Here is a 23,231-nt window from a genome sequence, read left to right as displayed (position 1 = left end):
TTCGATCCTAGGGCTACGACACGTCGTCCATGATCCCGTTTCGCCACGCCCACGCCGCGATCTCCACCCGGTTGCGCACCCCGAGTTTCTGCTGCACCGACGCGAGATGGGTCTTCACCGTGGACAACGACAGGTACAGCTCGGCGCCGATCTCACCGTTGGTGAGTCCCCGCGCCGCGGCACGCACGACGTCCAGCTCGCGCTCCGTCAACTCCTCCGTCGCGGGGCGCCGGTCGGACCGCTGTTTGCGGCCGAAGTGCTTCAACAGCCGCACCGTCACCTGCGGCGACACCAGCGCGTCACCTCGGGCGGCCGCTCGCACGGCCTCGATCAGCAGCGTCGGACCCGCATCCTTGAGCAGGAACCCCGAAGCTCCGCCCTGCAACGCCGCGTGCACGTACTCGTCGAGATCGAACGTGGTCACCACGACGACCTTGAGCGGGTCCGCGGCGCCGGGACCGGCGAGTTGCCGGGTCACCTCCAACCCGTCGAGCCCCGGCATCCGGATGTCGAGCAGGCACACGTCCGGCCGAAGTTCCCGCGCCTGCCGCACGGCCTCCACCCCGTTGCTGACGTCGGCCACGACCTCGATGTCCTCCTGGGCACCGAGGATCATCCGAAAGCCCGCACGCACCATGTCCTGGTCGTCGGCGATCAGTACCCGGATCACTCGCCGTCCTTTCCGGTTATCGTCAGGGGGAGCCACGCTTCCACAAGCCAGCCGCCTTCCGGGGACGGCCCCGCCGACAACCGGCCGCGCAGGAGGTCGACCCGTTCCCGCATACCGATCAGACCGTATCCCGAGTCGTCGGACGGTCGCTTCGCTCGGGGCCTCTCCGGGTTTCCGGTGCCGTCGTCGCTGACCCGGATGTGGAGTTCGCCGTCCACCGTCTCGACGACGACGATCGCCTTGCTCGCGTCCTTGGCGTGCTTGCCCATGTTCGTCAGTGACTCCTGCACCAGGCGCAGCGCCGAGCGCGCCACCTCGGGTGGCAGTTCGCGGGGCACGTCGACGGTGAGTTCGGTGGTAACCCCGTGGTTTCCGGTGTCGACCAGCCGACGGAGGTCCGCGGCGAGGTCGGTGGTGGCCTGTTCGCTGAACTCGCTGGCACCGGCGGGGGCGTCGCTGCGCATGCTGCGAACCAGCCGTCGCATGGCGGTCATCGCGTCGGTGCCCGCGCGCTCGATCTGCGCTAGCGCGTCGGTGACCACCGCGGGATTCTGTTCGGCGAGCATCCGCGCGGCCTGGGCCTGCACCACGATGCCCGTCACGTGATGGGCCACGACGTCGTGCAGTTCTCGCGCCAACGCCATGCGTTCGGCGGTCTGGGCATCACCCACGGCCGTCTCGATGATCCGGTTCCGCTCGGAGTCCCTGGCCTTCAAGTACATGCCGATGGACACGCAGATGCCGAGGACGAGCAGGGCCTGGGCGAACGGCGTCCGCAGGGCGGGGAGGGAGAACGAGCCGTGCAGGGCGACGACGAAGCCGATGGCGACGGACTGGAGGCCGACCACCCAGGTCGCGCGCATCGTGGGTTCGTAACGGAAGACCTGTACGACCAGGATCATCCCGCTGGCGATCTGACTCAACGTGAGGCCGTAATGGGTGGAGTAGAGCGGCCCGGTGAACTGGTAGAGAATCCCCGAGACTGCGACGAGCGCGCAGTAGTACACCACCGTCTGAAAGGGGAACTTGGAACCCAACAGAGCGCTCAGGGCCGCCCCGCAGCTGCACAGCAGCACGAGGATGTCCAGGCTCGGTGGCGGCTCGACGTAGGAGAGTTCCATGAACAGCAGGACCGTCAGCAGGGTGACCAGCGGCCACCGGTGGCGCAGGAATGCCACGAGTTCGTTGTGCTCGCGGCCGGGAGCTCGACCCCTGTGGTTGTAAGCGCCCGCGAGCACGGTCAGGATGAGCAGCGCGGTGCCTCCGAAGGCGGTCGCCAGCAAGTTCTCGGAGCTGCCCCAAAGCCTCGACCGCAGGCCGGAGGAGACGACCGCGGCGAACATCAGCGCGACGGTGACGAACACCGCCCGGAACGGACGAAGCTTCGACACCGCGTAGTACACGAGCTGGACTCCCGCCACGGTCTCGCCGAAGGTGATCTTTTCCAGCAGTGCCGTGTACGAGGGAACGCCCACGACGACGGTCAGGGCGGTGGAGGTCAGCAATACGACGGAGCCGGTGAGTCCGGCCGGCAGCGGGTCGCGGTACGACCACACGGCACACGCCGCTAGCGCCACGATCCCCGGAAGCAACAGCAGGTCGATGCCCGTGGGACCTAGTTCGTCCACAGAGGACTTGACGATGATGGAAACGTCGCAGAGCACCGCGGCCAGCAGCACGATGCCGGGAAGCCCGATCTGTCTGAAGTGGGACGCGACGAAGTCGTGGACAGGCTGCGTGACGCGTTCGCGGAAGGACCGGGTGGGCACGACACGACGGTAGAGCAGTCGGGGCGCGTCCCAGCGCGGCCATTCGGTCATCTCTGTCTCGGTCGATCGGCCGAGACAGCGGCCCCGCTTCCGCCCGTTCGCCCGAGGTGGGGAAGGCCCGCCGCGCGGGAGGCTCCCGGTATGCGTTCGAAGACACAGACGATTCAGCCGCTCGGTGGGCAGGGCGGTGCCGGGCCCGTCCTCGTGGGCCGGGGACTGACCAAGACCTACGGCACCCAGCGTGCTCTCGACGGAGCGAACATCCAGATCAACGCGGGAGATGCCGTGGCGATCGTCGGACCGTCGGGGTCGGGCAAGAGCACGCTGCTGCACGTGCTCGCGGGCATCCTGCCCGCCGACTCCGGTGAGGTGTTCCTCGCCGGACAGCGGATCGACGAACTCGGCGAGGCCCCGCGTAGCGAACTGCGCCGCAAGGAGTTCGGGTTCGTCTTCCAGTCGGGCATGCTCGTGGCCGAGCTGACGGCCCTGGAGAACGCGGCGTTGCCGTTGCTGCTCGGCGGTGCATCACGGTCGGAGGCGATGGACACGGCGCGGGAGTGGCTCGGCAAGCTCGGGCTCGCGGGCAAGGAGAAACGGCTGCCGGGGCAGCTGTCCGGGGGTGAGGCCCAGCGCGTGGCCATCGCGCGGGCACTCGGACACCGGCCGAGCGTCATCTTCGCCGACGAGCCGACCGGCGCGCTCGACACCCGCACCGGGGCGGAGACCATGCAGGCACTGCTCGCCGCGGCCTCCGCCACCGATGCGGCGGTGGTTGTGGTGACCCACGACCGTGATCTCGCCGCGTCGATGCCGCGGATGGTGTCCATGCGTGACGGCAAGGTGCAGTTGTGATCACGTTCCGTATCGCGCTACGGGTGTTGCGCCGCGATCGGCGCACGAGAACGTCGGCGATCCTCATGGGGGTGGGGGTCGCGGTCGCCGCCGGGCTGATGCTCCTCCTCGTCTCACTGCCGGGAGCCGCGCAGGCCCGCGTCGACCGGGCCGCCTGGCAGGAGCTGGCCGCCGCCGACTTCGTGGAGAACGGCGAGGAGGCGGCGATGTCCCTGATGGTCGTCGAGGACTACTACGCCGACCGCACGATCACTCGGATCGACGTCGCCGCGCACGGCGACCCTTCCGCGATCGAGCTGCCGCCCGGCGTCGAACGTTTCCCCGCTCCCGGAGAGGTCCTCCTCTCACCCGCCCTGCGCAAGCTCAGCGGGAACCTGCCCGCCTCGGAACTCGCCGACCGGTTTCCGGGTGAGGTCGTCGGGACACTCGGCACCGAGGCGTTGACGCATCCCGACCAGCTCGTCGCGCTCGTGGGCCACACCCCGAGCGAGCTGGAGAACGTGGCCCCGCTGGTCGACGGCTTCGCCGAGGCGGGCACGGTGTGGAACCCGAACCTGGACCTCCTCGCCGGCGTGGGCGTGGTCGTGCTGTTGGTCCCGAGTCTCGTGCTGGTGGCCTCCGCCTCCCGGCTCACCGCCGCGCGTCGGGAACAGCGCCTCGCGGCGTTGCGGCTGGCGGGTGCGACACCGCGTCAGGTGGTGGCTGTGGTGGCGGGCGAGAACGCGATCGCCGCGGTCGGGGGCGCGCTGCTGGGATGGGCCGTGAGTCCGTTGGCCCGCTGGGCGGCGTCCCACGTGGAGTGGGAGGGGGGAACCTGGCAGGCGAGTGACTTCGTCACCTCGCCCGCGCTGACCCTCGCCGTGCTCGTGATGATTCCGCTGTTGGTACTGGCGGCCGCCGTGGTCGGGATCTGGCGGGTGGTGCGCAGCCCGTGGGGCGCCGCCCGTAGCGAGCGTCCCCGGCGACCGCACTGGCTCCGGCTGCTGACGTTGCCCGTCGCCGGGGCGGTGTTCTTCGTGCTCCTGCACAACATCAGCGGCGAGCTCGGGCTTTTGCTGTTGCTCGGTGCGTTGGGGCTGGTCGTCGCCTCGTGGATAGTCATAGGGCCGTTCCTCACGGCGGCGTTCGGGGCGTTGTTCTCCCGCGTCTGGCGCAAGCCGTCGATGCTCATGGCGGGACGCAGACTGCGGCACGATCCGAAGGGGGCCTTCCGGTCGTCGGCCGGGGTGGTGCTGGCGGTGTTCACCGGGTCGATGGCGCTGACGGTGCTGCCCTCGCTCGAAACCCTCGCCGGGTCGTCGTCGCCGTTTCGGGACTCGGTGCTGTACGTGTACGCCGATGCCGACGCCGACGCGGTGGCCGAGCGCACGGACGCGGCGCTGGCCCGATACGGCATCGAGCAGCGAGCCGAACGGATCGCGGCCGTGGAGCTGCGGACCGACGGCATGGGGTGGGAGGCTTTCGTCGTCGAGTGCGACTCCGCCGCGCGGCTGTTCAGCGTCGACATGGGACGGGCCTGTGAGGAACCGGGGATCGCCGTCACGGATTCGCCCGAACTCGTCGAGGGCACGGCCGTATCGAACTTCAAGGACCCCGATGTGGTCCTCCCGGAGGGCGTTCCGGTCCACGTGATCAGCTCCGAGAGCAGCAGGGCCACGATTCCGCCGCTGATCGACCCGGCGGCGTTGCCCGCCGGGCTGGAGACCGAGCCGTCGATCGTCGCGGTGTCCGTCACGCCCGAGACCGCCGAGGTCGTCCGCACGGCGCTCGCCGGCGCGGCGAGCGGACTGAAGGTGGAGAGCGTGTCCACCAGGCTCGCCTCCCAGCAGGCACAGCTCGACGACCTGCGCCGTGTCACCGTGATTGGTCTCCTGGCCGCCGCGCTGTTGAGCGGTTGCAGTGCTGCGATCACCACCGCAGGCTCGGTGATGGACCGGCGTCGCACCTTCGGCGCGCTCCTGGCAGCGGGCACTCCGGTGCGGTTGCTGGGCAGGGCGTTGCGCACGGAGGCCGCCATGCCCGCGCTCGTGGCGACCGTGGGCGCGGGAACGACCGGTGTCGTGGTCGGTGGGGGCCTGGCCGGGTTATTCACCCAGTCGTTGCCCGTGGTGACACCGTGGGTGCTGGCGCCCGTGGTGCTCGGCGCCCTCACCGCCCTGATCGCCGCGTCGGTGTGCGTGCCCGCGCTGAAGCGGGTGAGCAACGAACCGCTGTCCGACGACTGACGACGTAATGCGGTGACGCGTCGGGGCCGCCTCGGTTCGGGGCGGCCCCGCGTCAGGCTCTTCTCACGGCAGCTTCTCGAAGATCAGGTCGCGGCTTTCCCGGCCCTCCTCGCGGGCCCGCTGTTCGAACTTCGTCACCGGACGGAAGTCGGGTCGCGGCGACCAACCGTCGTAACGGTTGCGCAGCGTGGGTTCGGCCGAACACACCTCGAGCATCTGCTCGGCGTAGTCCTCCCAGTCGGTGGCCAGGTGCAAAGTGGCTTTCGGAGCCATCCTGGAGGCCACCAGCCTCACGAACGACGGCTGGATCAACCTGCGCTTGTGGTGGCGCTTCTTGGGCCACGGGTCCGGGTAGAAGATCCGCACCGCCGACAGCGACTCCGGGGCGATGTGCTCGGAGAGCAACACGACGGCATCCCCCTGGATCAGCCGCAGGTTCTCCACACCGAGTTCCTCGGCCCGCCGCATGAGCTGGCCGAGCCCCGCCTCGTACACCTCGACGGCGACGTAGTTCACCTCGGGCTCGGCGGCAGCAAGCTGCGACGTGGCCTCCCCCATACCGGAGCCGATCTCCAACACGACCGGGGCCTGCCTGCCGAACCAGTCGGTGAAGTCGATCGGCCCTTCCGGCAGTTCCGAGACGGTCCGGCCCCACACGGGCCACCACCGATCCCACGCGCGTTGCTGACCGGGTGTCATCCGCCCGCCGCGCTTGACGTAACTGACGACGCTGCGCAGACCCGGCTTGTGCTCGCTTCCCACGAGCCGCACGATAGCCGTGCCGTCCGCGTCTCAACGCAACGCCTCGAACTCTCCCGCCAACCGCCTCAACTCGGTGATGCCCGCCACCGCCACCGGTTCGGGCGGTGAACCGCTGTGCGCGGCCAATACGTCGATCCAGCCGTCGTGGCGGTCCGTGAGCAACACGGTCGTAGGAATGTGATGACCTGAAACACCGTGTTCGGAAGGCGTGAATTCCCAATAACCGGATTCGCCGTCGGCGGCCCACGGCACGTATTCCCACCCCGGGCGTTTCGTCAACAACGCATGAATACGGTCCTCCGCCCGGAAACCGTCGTCCCGGCAACGAAGTCGACCGGAGGCCACGGCACGTAGCCACCATGGCGAAGGAATGGGCCCCGAATGTATCCGAGTCGCCCGGTACAGCGCCAGCACCTTGCGTTCAGAAGCCCGGTGTATCCAGGCCATTCGCGCATCTGCGGGACAGCACGCCGTCGTGAGGTGAAACTGTTGTTCAATCGCCGCCGCCCATGCGAGCTCGGCCATCGGCTCCAAATGTAGAAATCGTGTCGCCGTCAAGGGGCACCTCCGGGCTTGTCCTGACGCCGAGATACCCACTATTACGTGCCGTTACGTGTCGTAACCGCATCGAGTGGGAGTACTCACGAAAACTTTACCGATAATGAACCCGGTTGGGCGCACAAAAAAGTCGTGGGCGCCGATTCGTAGTTCGGCTCCCACGACGTGATATTTGCGTTTCAGGCGTCTCGTTTGTTCGTGACGACGATCGCCGCGAACAACAGCACAGCCGCCACCGCCGCGAAGTACACGAGAGCCCAACCGGGGCTCAACGGCGACGTCGACAGCGTCTGGGCCACGAAACCGACATCGCCGCCACTGGATTCGCCGTCCCCGGTGAGGAACTTGTGAGCCACGTTGAACGGCAGCCACTCGTAGATGTCGTCACCGATCTCCGGGATGACCATCACCAGACCCTCGGCCGCGAACACGTAGATCAGCAGCAGTGAGATGGCGCCCGCGCTGTGCCGCACCAACAACCCCACCGCCACGGCCATCACCGCCGACAGCGCGTAGACGGCCCCGACACCGACGACGTTGATGACATCGGCGGCACTGTCGAGCGCCAGATCGGCATCGGGAGCGAGCAACAACGACACGCCCCACGAGGCGAACGCGGTGATCTCTCCGATGATCAGCGCGAGTATCGCGACCACGGTCGCCTTGGCCAACAACACCGCTGTCCGGTTGGGTGCCGCCTGGAACGTGGTGCGGATGGTGTTGAAGCGGTATTCCGTCGTCACCGCCAGCGCGCCGAGCACCATGATGACGGCGAGCCCCATCGTGTAGCTGTACTGAGTCATGGCGACGGTCGCCGGGAATGCGTCCGGCGCGTTACCGACCATGAGCGCTGTGAAAGCACCTGTCAGCGCAATGCAGACGATCGCGCACCACCACGGTGAGCGGGTGGTGAGCAACTTCATGCGTTCGACCGCGAGCAGAGTCATTCGTCCTTGCCTCGTCAGTTGTCCGCCGTGGGAAGCGGGTTCGAAATCTCGGTTTCGGAGTCGGTTCCTGCGTCCGCGTGGTACTCCACGGAGTCACCGGTGATGCGCATGAACGCCTGCTCCAGTGAGCCGCGCTGCGGGCTCAGCTCGTGCAGCACCACGTTGTTCGCCAGCGCTATCTCGCCGATACGTCCACTGTCCAATCCGGACACCAGGAGGCCGTCCTCGACGTCGGTGAGGTCGGCTCCCTCGGCGCTCAACGCCTTGCCGAGCACGTCGAGCTGAGGGCTGCGCACCTTCACGGACTTGCCGGAGGCACGGGAGACGAACTCTTCCGTGCTGCTCTGTGCGACAAGTTTGCCCCGCCCGATGACGACCAGTTCGGACGCTGTCAACGCCATTTCGGACAGCAGGTGGCTCGACACGAACACCGTGCGGCCCTCATCGGCGAGCCGCTGCATGAACTGACGGATCCAGAGAATGCCCTCCGGGTCGAGCCCGTTCACCGGCTCGTCGAACAACAACACCTCGGGGTCGCCGAGCAACGCGCCCGCGATGCCGAGCCGCTGGGACATGCCGAGGGAGAACCCGCCGGCGCGTTTGTCGGCCACGGAGCTCAACCCGACGATCTCCAGGACCTCGTCGACCCTGCGGGCCGGGATCTTGTTGGACCGTGCCATCCACGCCAGGTGGGCTCGTGCCGAGCGGTTGGGGTGCACCCACTTGGCGTCCAACAGGGCGCCCACCGTCCGCAGTGGATGCTCCAGGTCCTCGTAACGTTTGCCCCCGATCCGCACGCGGCCCGCCGTGGGCTTGTCGAGTCCGAGAATCATCCGCATCGTCGTGGACTTCCCCGCGCCGTTGGGGCCGAGGAATCCGGTGACCTTGCCCGGCGTGACGCTGAAGGACAGGTCGTCGACAGCGAGTTTCTTCCCGTATCGCTTTGTGAGGCTCTGCGCCTCGATCATCGGTCCTCCTTGATCGCCCGTGTCCACGTCAGCATGCCGCATCCGTCTCGACGCGACGTCGGTGATGCCCCTGACCCCAACCCTGAAAACACCCCGACGGCCCCCGCAGGTTGTGTCGTCGTGTCCGCAGCCTGTGTAGGTGTGTCCGCAGGTTGTGTCGTCGTGTCCGCAGTCTGTGTCGCTGTGTCGTCGTGTCCGCAGTCTGTGCGTGTGGGGTGTCCAGAGGTTGGGCTGGGAGCTGATCTCTACATGAACTGCGGACACGCCTACGTGAACTGCGGACACAGCGACGTGGGGTGCGACGCGCCTACGTGGGGTGCGACGCGCCCTACGGCCGGTCTTCCTGGTACGTGGGAAGATGCCTGTCGTGGCACAGGGGGCAACAGTGAGCACGACGGCACAGCAAGGCGGCAGGCTTGCGGGGCCACTGTCGGCATCGGTGGCCAACCTCTGCCGCAGGTTGCAGACGCAGGTGTCGCCGCGCACGGCGGCGGGGTTCGCGCAGGTGTTACGCCGCCTCGGCGCGCCTTTGCAGGTGGCTGTGGCGGGCCGGATCAAGTCGGGCAAGTCCACGCTCGTCAACGCGCTCATCGGCAGGCGGGTGGCGCCCACCGACATCGGTGAGTGCACGCGGCTGGTCACGCGGTTCCAGTACGGGACCGTGGACCGGATCGAGGTGGTCTTCCGGGACGGGCGGAAGCAGGTGCTCCCCTTCGCTCCGGACGGGATGATCCCCGCCGAATTGGGCGTGGACATCGACACCGTGTCGCACATCGAGGCATATCTGACCAACGCCGCGTTGCAGCACATGACCGTGATCGACACGCCGGGGTTGGGGTCGCTCGATGCCGCGTCGGTCGCGCGCACGGAGCACTTGTTGCGGGACGCGAGCCAGGGAGCCGATGCGCAGAGCTGGGGGGAAGGTGACCTCGGCGGCGACCTCGACGACGGTGCCGGCGGTGCGAACGGCGCCGGTGGTGCCGGTGAGGCCGGTGGCGCAGACGGTGCCGGTGGCGAGTCGGACGAGCTGGACGAGACATCACGTAACGCCGTGGCCGGGGCCGAGGCGGTGCTGTATGTCATGACTCAGGGGCTGCGTGCCGACGACGAGCAGGCGTTGGCCGCGTTCACGGCGGCTACCGCCAGTCGGGAGGCGGGGCCGGTCAACGCGATCGCGGTGTTGAACAAGGCCGACACGATCGTGCCCGAGACCGTGGAGGGCTCGGACGGTGACGTGTGGAAAGCGGCGACATTGCTGGCGAGGAAGCAGGCCGACACCTTGAAGCCGCGGGTCGCCGACGTGTTGCCGGTGATCGGGCTGATCGCCGAGTCGGCGGAGGCTGGGCAGTTCACCTCGTCCGACGCGGAGGCTCTGCGTCAGGTCGCCGATCTCGACGACGACGTGCTCGACGTGATGTTGCTGTCGGCGGACATGTTCACCAGCTGGGAATGCGATGTTCCCAACGGGGTGCGGGCGCGGCTGTTGGCAAAGCTAGACCTGTACGGCATTCGGCGGGCGGTCGAAGCGATCCGCGCACAGCCGGACATCACGGCGGGCGCGTTGCGGCGACTGTTGCTGGACGCCTCCGGTCTGGCCGCCGTGCGCGCGAGGCTGAACACGGTGTTCGCGGCGCGGGCCGACGGCATCAAGGCGGCGGCGGCGTTGGCGTCGATCACCGCGTTGGCGCATGCCTCGGGTAACGCCGCGGAGCGGCAGCGGGTGCACGATGCCATCGAGGTGTTGTTGGCCAAGCCCGAGGCGCATCAGCTGCGTGTGTTGGAGGCGTTGACGCTGGTGGCTTCCGGTGCTGTGGAGATGCCGGACGACCTCACCGAGGAGGTGCTGAGGGTCGGCAGTAACGCCGACATCCCCGCTCAGCTGGGTAAACCGGATGCCACGCGGGAGGAGCTTGCGACGTATGCGCTCGAACGGGCCGGGTGGTGGCGGTCGTTCGCGTCGTTCGGTGCGACACCGGCGCAGAGTCGGGTGGCGCACGTGGTGCACAGGGCGTACTTCCTGGCCTGGCAACAGTTGAAGGCACCTGGGGCCGGACGGTGAGTACGCACTCCGAGGACGTCCCGACGGGGCGCATAGGGCCCGTCGCCGGGACGCCTCCGGCCGACCGGGTGACGGAGGGAACCGGTTCGCGGTCGGCTGCGTCGAACTTCGACGTGGAACCCGTGGGAGTAACTGTGGCGCCGATCGACCACGAGCGGGCGCTCGCTGATCGGCACGCGCTCATCCAGTTGTGCCTCTACGCGATGGATCGGGCCCGTAGTGGGGGGGTGGCCGAACGGATCGAGCAGGGACTGGCGAACATCGGGGTGCACGCTTTGCGGCCCGAGGGCCAGCGTTTCGATCCGTCGTTGCACGAGGCCGGGGGTGCCGTGCCGACCGATGACCCGACTTTGGAGGGCACGGTGGCCGAGACCGAGGTGGTGGGCTTCGTCGACCACGACCGGCTGTTGCGCGCTCCGATCGTCACCGTCTACACCCGTCGCTGACGCTTCGGCCGAGCGGTCGGACGGGCACGGGGGGATACCACGATAGGGTGTCGCCCCGTGAGCACGGCACCTTCGATCGGCAAGCCGAGCCTGCCCGCACAGGTGAAAAAGGCGCGCGAGTCGCTGCTCGCTCTGCTGCGGGATCTCGATTCACAGGCGGCGAAGTGGGTCGAGGAGCAGCGTGAGGCGAGGACGACCAAGCCGTCGGTCGTCGTGGTCGGTGAGACCAACCGGGGTAAGAGTTCCCTGGTCAACGCGTTGTTGGCCAAGCCGGGGTTGTCTCCTGTGGCGGCGGAGGTGGCCACGGCGACGTACTTGGTTTTCGACCACGCGGACGAGTGGCGGGCACGGGCGTGTTATCCGGGCCAGCTGGCGCCGGTGGAGTTCGGGCTGGACGAGCTCGAACGCTGGGTGAGCATGCGGCACGACCTGCCCGAAGGGCAGTTGCCGCCGCGTTATGTCGAGGTGGACGGCCCGGTTCCGCTGCTGGAGCGCATCAGCGTGGTGGACACGCCGGGGGTGGGCGGGTTGGATTCCGCGCACGGCGAGCTGGCGATGGAGGCGGCGGCGGGGGCAACCGCGTTGCTGTTCGTGGTGGACGCTTCGGCTCCGTTCACCATGCCGGAGTTGCGTTTTCTGACGACGTTGGCCGACCGCGTCGAGACGGTGGTGTTCGCGTTGTCGAAGACCGACCAGTTCCGGGGTTGGCGTCAGATCCTGGAGGAGAACAAGAAGCTGCTGGCCGAACACGCTCCGCGGTTCGCCGACTCCCCGTTCCATCCGGTGTCGGCGCGGATGTTCGAGTTGGCCGGCAAGGCACCCAACGAGCAGGCCGCCGCCATGTTGCGTGAGAAGTCGGGCGTGGCCGAGCTGCAGACGGCGTTGCAGGAGTTGTTGGTGGGCCGCTCGGCGATGTTGGGTGAGGCCAACACGTTGCGGGCGTTGTCGAGTGCGTTGGCCGAGCAGCAGGTGAGGTTGGCGGCCAACGAGCGGGCGTTGACGTCGGGCGAGTGGGAGGCGCGGCAGTTGAGGCAGCGCCGGGACCAGCTCGTCGCCGATCGGCGTTCCTCCACGAAGGGTTGGCAGCTGCGGCTGCGCGGTGAGGTGCAGCGGGCGCGCATAGACCTGGGGCACGAGGTCGGCAGGCGGATGCGGGACGCGCAGGCGTACTTCCGGCAGCGGATCGATGCCGCGGGGCGCGAGGAGTTGGCCGCGCTCCCCCAGCAGGTGGACGCCACGTTGCAGAGCGTGTCACAGCGGGTGTCGGGCCTGCTCGCGTACCGGTTGAACGAGGTCACCGACGCGGTGTTGGCCGACCTGTTCTCGGCGGAGGAGCTGGCGGTCATTCGGTCGCAGTTCGCCCGTGGTGGTGGGCCGCCGGTGGTGTTGCGGCCGCCCGACAGGCGACCGCCGAGCGCCGAGGACAAGTTGCTCGTGTTCATGGGTGTCTCCGGCGGTGCGGGTGCGGCCAAGCTCGTCGCCGCGCCGTTCGTCAGCGCCGCCCTGTTCACGCCCGTGGTGTTGCCGGCCACCATCGTGATCGGCCTCGGTGCGGGTTGGTGGATGGCCCGTACCCGCCGTCACGCCGCCGACAAGCAGCACGCGAAGCAGTGGCTCATCGAGTCGATCGCCGATGCGCGGTCGACGCTCGACCAGTTGGTGTCCGAGCAGCTCATCGAGGCCGAACAACAACTCGCCCTCGCCCTCGACGACGCGTTGAGCCGGCGTATCGAGGCGATCGAGACAGAGCTGAAGGAACTCGACACCACGATCAAGATGGACGAGAAGGAGCGCACGAGGAAGCTCGCGCAGGTGTCGAGGAGGGCCAAGGAGGTCGAGGAGGGGCGGCGACAGGCGGAGCGGTTTTTGGAGCGGATCAGGGCGTTGAGGGACCGGCCGAGGCAGGGGTGACCTGTTGTTCACTTCGACGTCTTGGTTCGGGAACCGAATGTGCCTACGGTGAGTCCTAACACTGAGCAAGCCGCGCTCTGACCGGAGGGGGAGTAACGCCAGTGTGGGTCGAGGAGAGTGGCGGGGCTGAGGTCCCCGGCCCCGAAGGGACGTCGGACGACCTGTTGATCACCGTCGAGGGTGAGCAGTATTCGGCCGAGATCAACCTGGACATCGACGAGGACGGCGTTGCCGACACCGCTGTGATCGAGCACGCGGACGGAACCGCGCAGGTGTTCGTCGACGAGGACGGCGACGGCGAGGCCGACAGCTACTTCATGTTGGACGAGCAGCGGAACGTCGCGGCCTACGCCGAGTACGACGAGGACACCGGTAACTGGGTCGGCGAGCCGGCCGGGAGTGGTGGCGCCGATGCCGAGACGCAGGCCAGCACGGGGGCCACGATCACGGCGGACCTGCCCGATGGTGATGTTGAGGTGGGCCCGGCGACGGTGGACACCGACGAGGACGGTGTCAACGACACGGCCGTGGTCACCACCGAGGACGGCACCACGTTGGCTTTCACGGACGTCGACGGTGACGGTGACGCCGATGTGTTGGTGGAGATCGACGGCGGCGGTAACGCGGTGACCTACGAGCACACCGGTGACGGTGAGTGGGTCGAGGTCGACAGTGTTTCCCCGGCTGGCTCGGCCGGTGTGGGCGATGGGGGTGCCGACAGCGCATGGGGCCGTCCGGAGCCGTTGGAGGGTGTGGCCAGGATCGACGCGACCACCGGCCAGTGGATCAGTCAGAACTGAATTTCGGCTAACGCCCCCAGTGGGATGAAACGGATGATGGGAATCGACCCGGTGTGTTACCGCCGGGTCGTTTTCATTTGTTCGAAAACATCTTTCACACTTGCGCGATTCAGCTAAATCTGAATCGATTCCCTTATCGTTCTTGTGAGAGAAGTGACAGGTCAGGGCTCGGATCGACCTGTGTTGGACCGTTACTCTCGGGGAAACCCAACGCCAGCACACCGCTTCGACGGTGCGGCTTTGAGCCATTCGGTCGCGGCAACGGAGCCCGCATCCGGACTTCTGTCCGGTGTGGGCTCTTGTCGTCGAAGACAGGAGTAGAGATGACTGCAGTAGCCATCCCCGGTCTTGAGAAGGCACCAACGACACACAGTGGCGTGCTCTCCTGGGTACGGGAGGTCGCCGAGCTCACCACGCCCGACCGAGTCGTGTGGGTGGACGGCTCCGACGAAGAGGCCGAACGCATCAATGCCGAGCTCGTCGAGGCGGGCACGTTCGTCCCGCTGAAGGCCAAACCCAATTCGTACTGGGCGGCCTCCGACCCCAGCGACGTCGCCCGCGTGGAGGAGCGGACGTTCATCTGCTCGGAGCGCGAAGAGGACGCGGGTCCCACCAACAACTGGATGGACCCGAAGGAAATGAAGGCCACCATGACCGAGCTCTACCGGGGCTGCATGCGTGGTCGCACGATGTACGTCATCCCGTTCTGCATGGGGCCGCTCGGTGACGAGAACCCGAAGCTCGGCATCGAGATCACCGACTTCGCGTACGTGGTCGCGTCGATGCGTGTCATGACGCGGATGGGCAAAGCGGCGCTCGACAAGTTCATCGCCGAAGACGGCACCGAGCGGGAGTTCGTGCCCGCGTTGCACTCGGTCGGTAAGCCGTTGGAGCCGGGCGAGAAGGATGTGCCGTGGCCGTGCAACGACACGAAGTACATCAGCCATTTCCCCGAGACGCGCACGATCTGGAGCTACGGTTCCGGTTACGGCGGTAACTCGCTGCTCGGCAAGAAGTGCTACTCGCTGCGGATTGCCTCGGTGATGGCTCGGGACGAGGGCTGGCTCGCCGAGCACATGCTGATCCTGAAGCTGATCTCTCCCGAGAACAAGGCGTACTACGTCGCGGCGGCGTTCCCCAGCGCCTGCGGCAAGACCAACCTGGCGATGCTCCAACCGACCATCCCGGGCTGGCGTGCCGAGACGCTCGGCGACGACATCGCGTGGTTGCGCTTCGGTGAGGACGGCAGGCTGTACGCCATCAACCCCGAGTTCGGCTTCTTCGGTGTGGCACCAGGCACCGACTACCACACCAACCCGAATGCGATGCGGACCATCGAGAAGGGCAACACGGTGTTCACCAACACCGCGTTGACCGACGACGGCGATGTGTGGTGGGAGGGCATGTCGGAGACGCCCGAGCACCTGACTTCGTGGAAGAAGCAGGACTGGACGCCCGACTCCGACGAGCCCGCCGCGCACCCGAACTCGCGGTACTGCACGCCAATGTCGCAGTGCCCGATCCTCGCGCCCGAGTGGGACGACCCGAAGGGTGTGCCGATCTCGGCGATCCTGTTCGGCGGTCGTCGTGCGACCACGGTGCCGCTGGTGAACGAGGCTCGCGACTGGCAGCACGGTGTGTTCATGGGCGCCACGATGTCTTCCGAGAAGACCGCCGCCGCTGCGGGCAAGGTCGGCGAGGTGCGGCGCGACCCGATGGCCATGCTGCCGTTCCTCGGCTACCACGTGGGTGACTACTTCCAGCACTGGCTGGAGATCGGCAAGAAGACCGACAGCGACAAGCTGCCCAAGATCTTCTACGTGAACTGGTTCCGCCGTGGCGACGACCGGCGGTTCTTGTGGCCGGGCTTCTCCGAGAACTCCCGCGTGCTGAAGTGGATCATCGAGCGCATCGAGGGCAAGGCGTCGGCCACCGAGACCCCGGTGGGTTTCGTGCCCAGCGCCGAGGACCTCGACCTGGAGGGGCTGAAAGATCCGCTGTCCGACATCCAGGCGTCCCTGGAGGTCGACCCCGAGGAGTGGCGTCAGGAGATCCCGCTCATCGAGGAGTGGTTCGACAAGATCGGCCGGGACAAGATCCCGTCGGAGCTGCTCGATGAGCTGGAGAGGATGAAGCAGCGACTGGACTGAAGTTCGGGCTGAGTCGCATCAGGACATCGGAAGGCCGCTGTTCGCTCGTCGCGAAGGCGGCCTTCCATCATCTTCCGCTCTTCTACCGTGCTCATGTGACAGAAATCGAGTGCAAGCCGTTTCCGTTTCGGTGTGAGCCTGTTTCGATTCACCACGCGCGACGAACTGGCCGACAGGGCACGCCAGGCTGAGCGACTTGGGTACGACTGGGCACGTTCGTACTCAACGCGGGATTCTACAACCCGTTGTTGCTGGCTCGCGACGCCGCGAGGGAAGCCGACATCGTCGGGTTCACGGGTATTTCGTTCCGGCCTTCCGGACCGATTCGTTCGAGACCGTGCTCGTTGCGTTCGTGGTCGTCGAGGTCCGTCCGGGCGGGTGACCGTCGTCGGTCGTCCCACGGTTTCGTGTCGATGTAGCCGGACAACTCTCCGGTAAGCGCAGGAGGGTTGTCCGGAGATGTTCGTGGGTTCGCTGTGTCTGTTGGCGGCCGGTGGCACCATCGCCACCCGCACGACCTCCGAGGGGAGGGCGGTGGCTGCGGACGCGGCCGAGTTGCTGGACGCGGCGAAAGCGTTCGGTGGTGTGGCCGTCGATGACGTCGATGCGCGGGACGTGTCGAGGACGGCGAGCTTCGCCGCCACCACCGCCGACGTGCTCGCGCTGGCCGAGCAGGTTCGGGCCGCGGCGGCGGAGTACGAGGGCGTGGTGATCACCCACGGCACCGACACCATGGAGGAAACGGCCGCGTTGCTGGCGGTCATGCATCAGGGGTCGGTCCCCGTCGTGCTCACCGGCGCACAGCGGCCCTTCGACGACCCAGCGACCGACGGGCCGCGCAACCTCGCCGCCGCACTGCGCTGGGCGGCTTCTCCCGACGCGGTGGACACCGGCGTGACGGTGGTGTTCAACGATCGGGCGTTGCCCGCCATCGGCGTGCGCAAAACCCACACCCTCTCCGTGGACGCTTTCCACGCGCCCGGCAGGGGGCCGATCGGTTATGTCGGTCAGGACGATGTTCGACGGTATGCGATGCCACGGCGGCCGTCGCCGCTGCTGCCGTCCGGCGTCGACGAACTGCCCCGAGTGGATGTCGTCCCGCTGTATCTGGGAGCTGACGCCACCGCGGTCGAGGCCGCGGTCGCGGCCGGTGCGCGAGGCATCGTCCTGGCCGCGTTCGGTGCGGGCAACACCACGCCCGCGATCACCGAGGCCTGTGTGCGGGTGTTGGAGGACGGGATTCCGGTGGCCGTGACCAGCAGGGTCGGGGAAGGGCGGGTCGCCGGGCTCTACACGGGAGGCGGCTGGGACCTCGCCGAGGCGGGTGCCCTCTTCTTCGGTGACCTCTCCCCCTGGCAGGGCCGCATCGTTCTGGCCGCCGCGTTGGCGGCCGAGGGGACGACGGCGGACGTGAGGCGCCGGTGTCGTGCCTGGTTGCAGGAAGCCGGGGCGATCCCTGGGGACGTCGATGGCTGATGTGAGGCGGAGTGGACCATGGCCAAAGAGATTCTCGTTGCGTTCGGTATCGACGTCGACGCGGTCGGCGGGTGGCTCGGCTCGTACGGTGGTGAGGATTCTCCGTGCGACATCTCGCGCGGATTGTTCGCCGGTGAGGTCGGTGTCCCTCGGATGCTCGAACTCTTCCGCAGGGCCGAGATACCCACGACATGGTTCTGGCCGGGGCATTCCATCGAGACCTTTCCCGAACAGTTCGACGCCTGTGTGGCGGCGGGCCACGAGATCGGGGTGCACGGTTACAGCCACGAGAACCCCATCGCGATGAATCGCCAGCAGGAAGCCGCCGTCCTGGACCACTGCATCTCGCTGATCACCGAACGGGCGGGGAATCGGCCGACCGGGTATGTCGCACCGTGGTGGGAGTTCTCGCCGGTGACGAACGAGTTGCTGCTCGAACGTGGAATCAAATACGACCACTCGTTGATGCACCGCGACTTCGAGCCCTACTACGTTCGGGTCGGCGATTCCTGGTCGAAGGTCGACTACTCGCAACCGGCCGACACATGGATGAAACCCCTGAAAAGGGGGAAGGAGACCGACCTCGTCGAGATACCCGCGTCGTGGTACCTCGACGACCTTCCTCCGATGATGTTCATCAAAGCCAATCCGAACAGCCACGGGTTCGTCAGCCCGCGCGATCTCGAAATACTGTGGCGGGACCAGTTCGACTGGGTTTACCGGGAATGCGAGTACGCGGTCTTCCCGATCACGCTGCATCCGGACGTGTCCGGCCGTCCGCAGAACCTGCTCATGCTGGAACGGTTGATCGGACACATCCGCAGCCACGACGGTGTCCGCTGGGCCACGTTCGACCAGGTCGCCGACGATTTCCTTAGTCGTAGGCCTCGCGCTTCGACGACCTGACGAAAAACGGACGGCCGCGTCGGTCAGCCGAACAGGCCGACGATCTGGTCCACGGCGAGGTAGGCGAACAGGACCAGACAGACGGTCAGCAGAGTGTTCGACACCCACCGCGACCTGTCCACGCTCGGCATACGGCGGGAGTTCAGCAGCACCAACAACGTGCCCGCCAGAAACGGCATGAACAACGCGCCGAGGAGACCGTAGGTGACGGTGAGCTGGAACGGCCGGTCAAGGAACAGCAACGCCATCGGCGGGAACGTCAACCACACCAGGTAGGCGCGGAAAACGGGGCTGCGCTCGCCCGCCCGGCGTTCGTAGTCGTCGATGTCCTCTTCGGTGTTCGCCGGTAGCCGCCAGGTGCGCCACCAGTCCGAGAACAACAGGCTCACGCCGTTCCACACCCCGATCAGCGAGGTGAACGACACGGCGAAGAAACCGATGAGGAACGGGATGCGCGCCCAGTGTCCGTAGTCCTCCGCGAGCCGGTCGCCCAGCATCAGCAGGCCCTCGTCGCCGGTCACGATCTCCTGGTGGAGCAGCAGCTCCGAACCGACGATCAGCATGGCGACGACGAAGACGCCGGTGGTGACGTAGCCGACCGCGTTGTCGAGACGCAGCATCGGCAGCCACCGCGAGGAACGCCAGCCCTTCGCCAACGACCAGTAACCGTAGGCGGCCATCGTGATGGTGCCGCCGACACCACCGATCAGGCCGAGAGCGTAGATCAGCGAGCCGTCCGGAAGGCGGGGAACCAGACCCTTGCTCGCGTCGAGCAGGTTCGGTGTCACGAGCACGGCGGTGCCGACGACCGTGACGAACATGATGGCCACGAACACCGTCATGATCTTCTCGATGACGGTGTAGCGCCCGAACCACACGAGCACGAAGCCGAGCACACCGCAGATGATCGCCCAGTAACGCACGGACAGGCCGGGCACGAGAGCGTTCAGCGGCAGTCCCGACGCCGACATCGCCGTGGCGCCGTAGACGAATCCCCACACGACGGCGTAGGCGCCGAAGTAGACCAGCACCCACCTGCCGAGAGTGCGCCAACCCGCCAGCAGCGTCCGCCCCGAGGCGAGGTGCCAACGGCCGACGGCCTCGCCGAGCGCGAGTTTGAAGACGGTCCCCAGAATCACCGCCCACAGCAGGGTGTAGCCGTAGCGGGACCCGGCCACCATCGTGGCGACGAGGTCACCGGCACCGACCCCCGTCGCGGCGGCCATGATGCCCGGCCCGATCTGGCGCACCCGAGCTCTCCAGTTCTCGGGCACGTCCTCGACCACGTCATGGGGGCACGTGTCGTTCGACATGCGAGCACGCTAGACCGGTGGCGGCCGAGAGGGAATACGGCAAAAGTGCAGTTGATCGTTACTTCGGGGAGTCCTACCGAGGCAGAGGACTGTTTTCGATGCCGCGCAGTGATTTGGTGACGGGTTCTTCGGTCTGCGCGTAGCATGTGAAGTTGTTGAACCCGCGCTGCCACGCCACCTCGTCGGGCCACCGCCACGTGGCCGCCACGTCGCGGCGCTGTGCCCCCAGGTACTCGACCACCGCTTTCTCGCACTCACGCTTCGCCGCGGCGGTGAACTCCTCCTCGCTGGGCAGTGGGTCGGTGGGTTCGCCCATCGGCACCACGGCGACGGCCTCGGCGCGATGGGGTCGGTCGCACGGTTCCGGCACGGGCGGTTCCTCCGACGGCGCCGGCAGCGAGCAGAGGCGGAAGTTGTGCACGCCGTCGCCTTTCAGCGCGCCGCGGATCGACCCGGTGCGCTGTTTGGCTTCGTTGGTGTCGTCGAGTTCGACCACGCCGCAGCGGTACCAGCGTTCACCGCGGGCCCACGCGTCCTCACCCGCCCACAGCAGCCACGCGGACAGGGTGGTGAGGTCGTACTCGTCGCTGCCGAGGTAGTTGGCGGCTTCCTCGCGGCAGGACGGGAACACCGTTTTGAAGATCTCGTCCCGGCCGGGCGGGCCGTCGGCCATCGCCCCGCCGAACGTGCCGGATGCGGTGATCTCGACGGTGTGAGGTTCTTGGCAGTCCACAGGGGTGGGTTCGTTCCCGTTCACGCATTCACCGGGCTCGGCGACGGCGACGGAGTCGGCCTTCGAGTCGGCGGCCTCGGGCGAGTCGGTGGTGGCCGACTGTCCGGATGGTCCGGCCGTCGGTCCGGCCGTGGTGTCGGAGGCAGCGTGATTCGCGGTCTCCGGGGCGGCCGTTCCCCCGACCTGAGCTGTGCACGAGGCCATGGTGAGGGCGGCCAGCAGTGTGGCCCCGGCTAGTACTAACCCCTGTCTCGACATCGGTTCGACTCTATCGAGTGGCGTCGGACATCACTTGGCACCGCCACCCATTCGATACGCGAGTCTGTGGTGCGTCGCTTCGGGCATCGGCACGGACCGGTCTGCGACACCGGAAAAGACACCGGAAACGACACCGGAGAAGACATTGGAAACCCCGTGATGCTGCCAGGTCGGGGGTCCGCCAGCATCACGGGGTCATCCGGCTTATCGACCCCGAACCCGGCTGCGTTACACCTGAACACGTTTGTTGTGTGAATCACACTTGGAAGTGTGCGTACAGGTCCATACCGTCCCGTTTCCACCGGTTCGGACCAAGGACCGGAACTGGCGGGCGGGCCTTCGCCTGCGATTCCCTTGGCCGTCACCTTTCCGTGCGACGGTGCGCCGGGAGGTTGATGCACATGTTGCGACAGAGACCGGCTGTCCTCGTGGCCGCACTGGTGATCGCGCTCGCGGGCACCCTCGGCGTTCCGGCCGCCGCGCAGCCGCACCGAGGTGGAGATGACCACTTCGACATCCAGGCGCATCGGGGCGGACTGGGGCTCACCGTGGAAGGCACGCTCGCCGCCTTCTCCCGCGCGATGGAACTCGGAGTCACCACTTTGGAGTTGGACATCCAGATCACTCGCGACGGGCGGGAAGTCATCACACACGATCGCCAGATCAGCGCGGAGAAGTGCCGAGACACGCGTCCCGCGTGGCCGGGCGACCCGCAGTACCCGTACGTCGGCTCCTACATCAAGGACCTCACGTTCGCGCAGGTACGCACGCTCGACTGCGGCTCGCAGCGGCTGCCGGATCACCCCGACCAGGAGCTCTCCCCGGGAGCGAGGATGCCGACGTTGGCGGAGTTGTTCCGCCTCGCCCGGCAGCACGGCGCCCACTCGATCAGGTTCAACATCGAGACCAAGGTGGAGGCGGCGGCCCCCCACGAGACCGCGCCACGTGAGTGGTTCGTCGACCGGGTGATCCGGGAGGTCGCCCGCTCGGGCTTCGCCCGCAACGTGACCATCCAGAGTTTCGACTGGGGCGCACTGATGCAGGTGCGGCAGAAGGCGCCCTGGTTGCCGGTGGTGGCGTTGAGCCAACCGGAGTTCCTCGAAGTGGGACGACCCGGCGCCTCGCCGTGGCTCGGTGGTCTTGACATCGACGACTTCGGCGGTAGTCCGGTGAAAGCGGCGGCGTCCTTCGGAGCGTCCGCGTTGTCGCCGGTGCACGGCAACCCCCAAGGTGGGTCCGTCGAGGACGACGACTACGAGCCTTTCACGACGAAAGAGCTGGTCGACGAGGCGCACGCGGCCGGTATCAAGGTCATCCCGTGGACGGTGAACGACAAGGCCACTATGCACAAACTCATCGACGACGGGGTGGACGGGATCATCGCCGATTACCCGAACCGGCTACGCGAGGTCGCGAAGGAAAGGGGATTCACCCTGCCCGAGTCGTACCCACTGCGTCCTCGGCGCGGATGAAGACGGTCGGGAGTGGGTAGCTACCAGACGGTGAGTTCCCAGACCGGACTTCGAACAAGGAGGTCACATGATTCTCCGTCGGGTGGCACGCCCACTCCTCGCCTCGATCTTCATCTCGGGCGGCATCAACGCGTTGCGGCAGAAGGAGGCCCATACCGAGGCCGTCAAGCCGTGGTTTCAGAAAGTCGCCCGCAAGACCATGGGAAACAAGACCGGTGACCCAGCGGATTCGCTGCCGGCCGACCCGATGACGCTCGTTCAGGTGGATGCGGCGGTGAAGGTCGCCGCGGGCACCATGTTGTCGTTCGGTGTCCTGCCCCGGATCTCGTCGATGATGTTGCTGGGCAGCCTGATCCCCACGACATTGGCGGCGCACTCCTTCTGGGAGTACGAGGACGCGGAGCAGCGGCAGCAGCAGACCGTCCAGTTCCTCAAGAACGCGGGCCTCGCGGGTGGACTGTTGCTGGCGATCGCCGACACGGGTGGCAAACCTTCGCTCGGTTGGCGGGCGCGTCATGTGGCCGAGGGCGCGAGTCACCAGATGCAGGGTGCCGCGGGGACCGTGCAGCGCAAGGCCGGGAGGGCGGCGACCAAGGCCGCCAAGGCGAGCAACAAGGTGAGCGGCAAAGCGGGTAAGACCGTCGGCATGGTGGGAGGCACCGCCAAGGGCAAGGGCAAAGCCGCCAAGGCGATGAAGAAGTCGGCGAGGATGGCGACGAAGCCCGCCAAGTCCGCCATGCACTCCAAGCGGCACCGCGGCCGGATGCCGATGCCCACGTCCTGACCCCGCGCAGGCCGGGTGGCCGGGTTACTAGCTGGCCACCCGACGGTAGCGGGCCGTCGCGAGCGGCGCGAAGATCGCGACGATGACGACGCAGCTGAGGATCGCGTACAGGGCGGCGTTCTCGGCGGGCCACCCGGACGGTTCGGGCCAGCCGGTGGGACTCGTGTTGCCG

Annotated in this window: 19 protein-coding genes and 1 pseudogene; 11 read left to right on the top strand and 9 right to left on the bottom strand. The window is 67.3% G+C overall.

All coding sequences use genetic code 11. From position 1 onward, the window contains the following. Positions 1–13: 13 nt before the first annotated feature. Together M7H19_RS12940 and M7H19_RS12935 are read right to left on the bottom strand one after the other, a co-directional pair. Positions 14–670, bottom strand: a complete 657-nt coding sequence (locus tag M7H19_RS12940; protein WP_298181047.1) for a response regulator transcription factor — start codon at positions 668–670, stop codon at positions 14–16. Further along, positions 667–2,490, bottom strand: a complete 1,824-nt coding sequence (locus tag M7H19_RS12935) for a histidine kinase (RefSeq protein ID WP_298181046.1) — start codon at positions 2,488–2,490, stop codon at positions 667–669. Before M7H19_RS12935 ends, M7H19_RS12940 begins: the two co-directional genes overlap by 4 nt. A gap of 90 nt (positions 2,491–2,580) precedes the next feature. On the opposite strand from M7H19_RS12935, the gene M7H19_RS12930 reads away from it, so the two are divergent. Both M7H19_RS12930 and M7H19_RS12925 read left to right on the top strand, forming a co-directional pair. Then, positions 2,581–3,291 (top strand): ABC transporter ATP-binding protein, encoded by a 711-nt coding sequence (locus M7H19_RS12930; protein WP_298181045.1) that lies wholly within the window; start codon positions 2,581–2,583, stop codon positions 3,289–3,291. After that, positions 3,288–5,516 (top strand): ABC transporter permease, encoded by a 2,229-nt coding sequence (locus M7H19_RS12925; RefSeq protein WP_298181044.1) that lies wholly within the window; start codon positions 3,288–3,290, stop codon positions 5,514–5,516. Before M7H19_RS12930 ends, M7H19_RS12925 begins: the two co-directional genes overlap by 4 nt. A gap of 63 nt (positions 5,517–5,579) precedes the next feature. Here M7H19_RS12925 and trmB read toward each other — a convergent pair whose 3' ends face one another. The 4 genes from trmB to M7H19_RS12905 form a co-directional block, all read right to left on the bottom strand. Continuing rightward, positions 5,580–6,278: a tRNA (guanosine(46)-N7)-methyltransferase TrmB gene (gene trmB / locus M7H19_RS12920; protein WP_298181043.1), complete on the bottom strand. Its 699-nt coding sequence runs from the start codon at positions 6,276–6,278 to the stop codon at positions 5,580–5,582. A gap of 30 nt (positions 6,279–6,308) precedes the next feature. After that, positions 6,309–6,803 (bottom strand): hypothetical protein, encoded by a 495-nt coding sequence (locus M7H19_RS12915; protein ID WP_298181042.1) that lies wholly within the window; start codon positions 6,801–6,803, stop codon positions 6,309–6,311. Between the two features lie 212 nt (positions 6,804–7,015). Further along, a complete protein-coding gene (locus M7H19_RS12910; protein WP_298181041.1) occupies positions 7,016–7,783 on the bottom strand; it encodes an ABC transporter permease in 768 nt (255 codons plus the stop codon). 14 nt (positions 7,784–7,797) lie between these two features. Next, positions 7,798–8,751 (bottom strand): ABC transporter ATP-binding protein, encoded by a 954-nt coding sequence (locus tag M7H19_RS12905; protein ID WP_298181040.1) that lies wholly within the window; start codon positions 8,749–8,751, stop codon positions 7,798–7,800. A gap of 358 nt (positions 8,752–9,109) precedes the next feature. On the opposite strand from M7H19_RS12905, the gene M7H19_RS12900 reads away from it, so the two are divergent. The 7 genes from M7H19_RS12900 (at position 9,110) to M7H19_RS12870 (ending at position 18,499) form a co-directional block, all read left to right on the top strand. Further along, entirely contained in the window at positions 9,110–10,810 is a 1,701-nt protein-coding gene (locus M7H19_RS12900) for a dynamin family protein (RefSeq protein WP_298181039.1), read from the top strand. Continuing rightward, a complete protein-coding gene (gene grpE / locus M7H19_RS12895; protein WP_298181038.1) occupies positions 10,807–11,256 on the top strand; it encodes a nucleotide exchange factor GrpE in 450 nt (149 codons plus the stop codon). The genes M7H19_RS12900 and grpE overlap by 4 nt, the downstream gene beginning before the upstream one ends. Positions 11,257–11,313: 57 nt before the next feature. Further along, positions 11,314–13,167: a dynamin family protein gene (locus M7H19_RS12890; protein WP_298181037.1), complete on the top strand. Its 1,854-nt coding sequence runs from the start codon at positions 11,314–11,316 to the stop codon at positions 13,165–13,167. Between the two features lie 101 nt (positions 13,168–13,268). Further along, positions 13,269–13,967: a hypothetical protein gene (locus M7H19_RS12885; RefSeq protein WP_298181036.1), complete on the top strand. Its 699-nt coding sequence runs from the start codon at positions 13,269–13,271 to the stop codon at positions 13,965–13,967. Between the two features lie 323 nt (positions 13,968–14,290). Then, positions 14,291–16,117 carry a phosphoenolpyruvate carboxykinase (GTP) gene (locus M7H19_RS12880; RefSeq protein WP_298181035.1) on the top strand — a complete coding sequence of 609 codons (1,827 nt, stop codon included), beginning with the start codon at positions 14,291–14,293 and terminating at the stop codon, positions 16,115–16,117. Positions 16,118–16,576: 459 nt separating this feature from the next. Next, on the top strand, positions 16,577–17,593 hold the full coding sequence (locus M7H19_RS12875) for an asparaginase (RefSeq protein ID WP_298181034.1): 1,017 nt from the start codon (positions 16,577–16,579) through the stop codon (positions 17,591–17,593). An 18-nt stretch (positions 17,594–17,611) separates the two neighbouring features. After that, positions 17,612–18,499 (top strand): polysaccharide deacetylase, encoded by an 888-nt coding sequence (locus M7H19_RS12870; protein ID WP_298181033.1) that lies wholly within the window; start codon positions 17,612–17,614, stop codon positions 18,497–18,499. Positions 18,500–18,522: 23 nt separating this feature from the next. On the opposite strand, the gene M7H19_RS12865 is transcribed toward M7H19_RS12870, so the two are convergent. Further along, positions 18,523–19,812: an Nramp family divalent metal transporter gene (locus tag M7H19_RS12865; protein ID WP_298181032.1), complete on the bottom strand. Its 1,290-nt coding sequence runs from the start codon at positions 19,810–19,812 to the stop codon at positions 18,523–18,525. Between the two features lie 73 nt (positions 19,813–19,885). Next, the gene (locus tag M7H19_RS12860; protein ID WP_298181031.1) at positions 19,886–20,803 is read right to left on the bottom strand and encodes a septum formation family protein; all 918 of its coding nucleotides are present in this window, start codon (positions 20,801–20,803) and stop codon (positions 19,886–19,888) included. A gap of 401 nt (positions 20,804–21,204) precedes the next feature. On the opposite strand from M7H19_RS12860, the gene M7H19_RS12855 reads away from it, so the two are divergent. Together M7H19_RS12855 and M7H19_RS12850 are read left to right on the top strand one after the other, a co-directional pair. Further along, entirely contained in the window at positions 21,205–22,275 is a 1,071-nt protein-coding gene (locus M7H19_RS12855) for a glycerophosphodiester phosphodiesterase (protein WP_298181030.1), read from the top strand. Positions 22,276–22,342: 67 nt separating this feature from the next. After that, the gene (locus tag M7H19_RS12850) at positions 22,343–23,059 is read left to right on the top strand and encodes a DoxX family protein (protein WP_298181029.1); all 717 of its coding nucleotides are present in this window, start codon (positions 22,343–22,345) and stop codon (positions 23,057–23,059) included. A 27-nt stretch (positions 23,060–23,086) separates the two neighbouring features. Here M7H19_RS12850 and M7H19_RS12845 read toward each other — a convergent pair. Beyond that, positions 23,087–23,231, bottom strand: a pseudogene (locus M7H19_RS12845) (ABC transporter permease); the annotation flags it as partial.

Source organism: Saccharomonospora sp. (assembly GCF_027317685.1).
GTDB lineage: Bacteria > Actinomycetota > Actinomycetes > Mycobacteriales > Pseudonocardiaceae > Saccharomonospora.
The sequence above is the reverse complement of the archived record's forward strand: the minus strand, read 5'-3'. Positions and strand labels throughout refer to the sequence as shown.

Coding starts and splice junctions, on each gene's coding strand:
- M7H19_RS12935 (WP_298181046.1), bottom strand. CDS start 2,490: ATGACCGAATGGCCGCGCTGGGACGCGCCCCGACTGCTCTACCGTCGT.
- M7H19_RS12930 (WP_298181045.1), top strand. CDS start 2,581: ATGCGTTCGAAGACACAGACGATTCAGCCGCTCGGTGGGCAGGGCGGT.
- M7H19_RS12915 (WP_298181042.1), bottom strand. CDS start 6,803: ATGGCCGAGCTCGCATGGGCGGCGGCGATTGAACAACAGTTTCACCTC.
- M7H19_RS12910 (WP_298181041.1), bottom strand. CDS start 7,783: ATGACTCTGCTCGCGGTCGAACGCATGAAGTTGCTCACCACCCGCTCA.
- M7H19_RS12905 (WP_298181040.1), bottom strand. CDS start 8,751: ATGATCGAGGCGCAGAGCCTCACAAAGCGATACGGGAAGAAACTCGCT.
- M7H19_RS12900 (WP_298181039.1), top strand. CDS start 9,110: ATGCCTGTCGTGGCACAGGGGGCAACAGTGAGCACGACGGCACAGCAA.
- M7H19_RS12880 (WP_298181035.1), top strand. CDS start 14,291: ATGACTGCAGTAGCCATCCCCGGTCTTGAGAAGGCACCAACGACACAC.
- M7H19_RS12875 (WP_298181034.1), top strand. CDS start 16,577: ATGTTCGTGGGTTCGCTGTGTCTGTTGGCGGCCGGTGGCACCATCGCC.
- M7H19_RS12870 (WP_298181033.1), top strand. CDS start 17,612: ATGGCCAAAGAGATTCTCGTTGCGTTCGGTATCGACGTCGACGCGGTC.
- M7H19_RS12865 (WP_298181032.1), bottom strand. CDS start 19,812: ATGTCGAACGACACGTGCCCCCATGACGTGGTCGAGGACGTGCCCGAG.
- M7H19_RS12860 (WP_298181031.1), bottom strand. CDS start 20,803: ATGTCGAGACAGGGGTTAGTACTAGCCGGGGCCACACTGCTGGCCGCC.
- M7H19_RS12855 (WP_298181030.1), top strand. CDS start 21,205: ATGTTGCGACAGAGACCGGCTGTCCTCGTGGCCGCACTGGTGATCGCG.
- M7H19_RS12850 (WP_298181029.1), top strand. CDS start 22,343: ATGATTCTCCGTCGGGTGGCACGCCCACTCCTCGCCTCGATCTTCATC.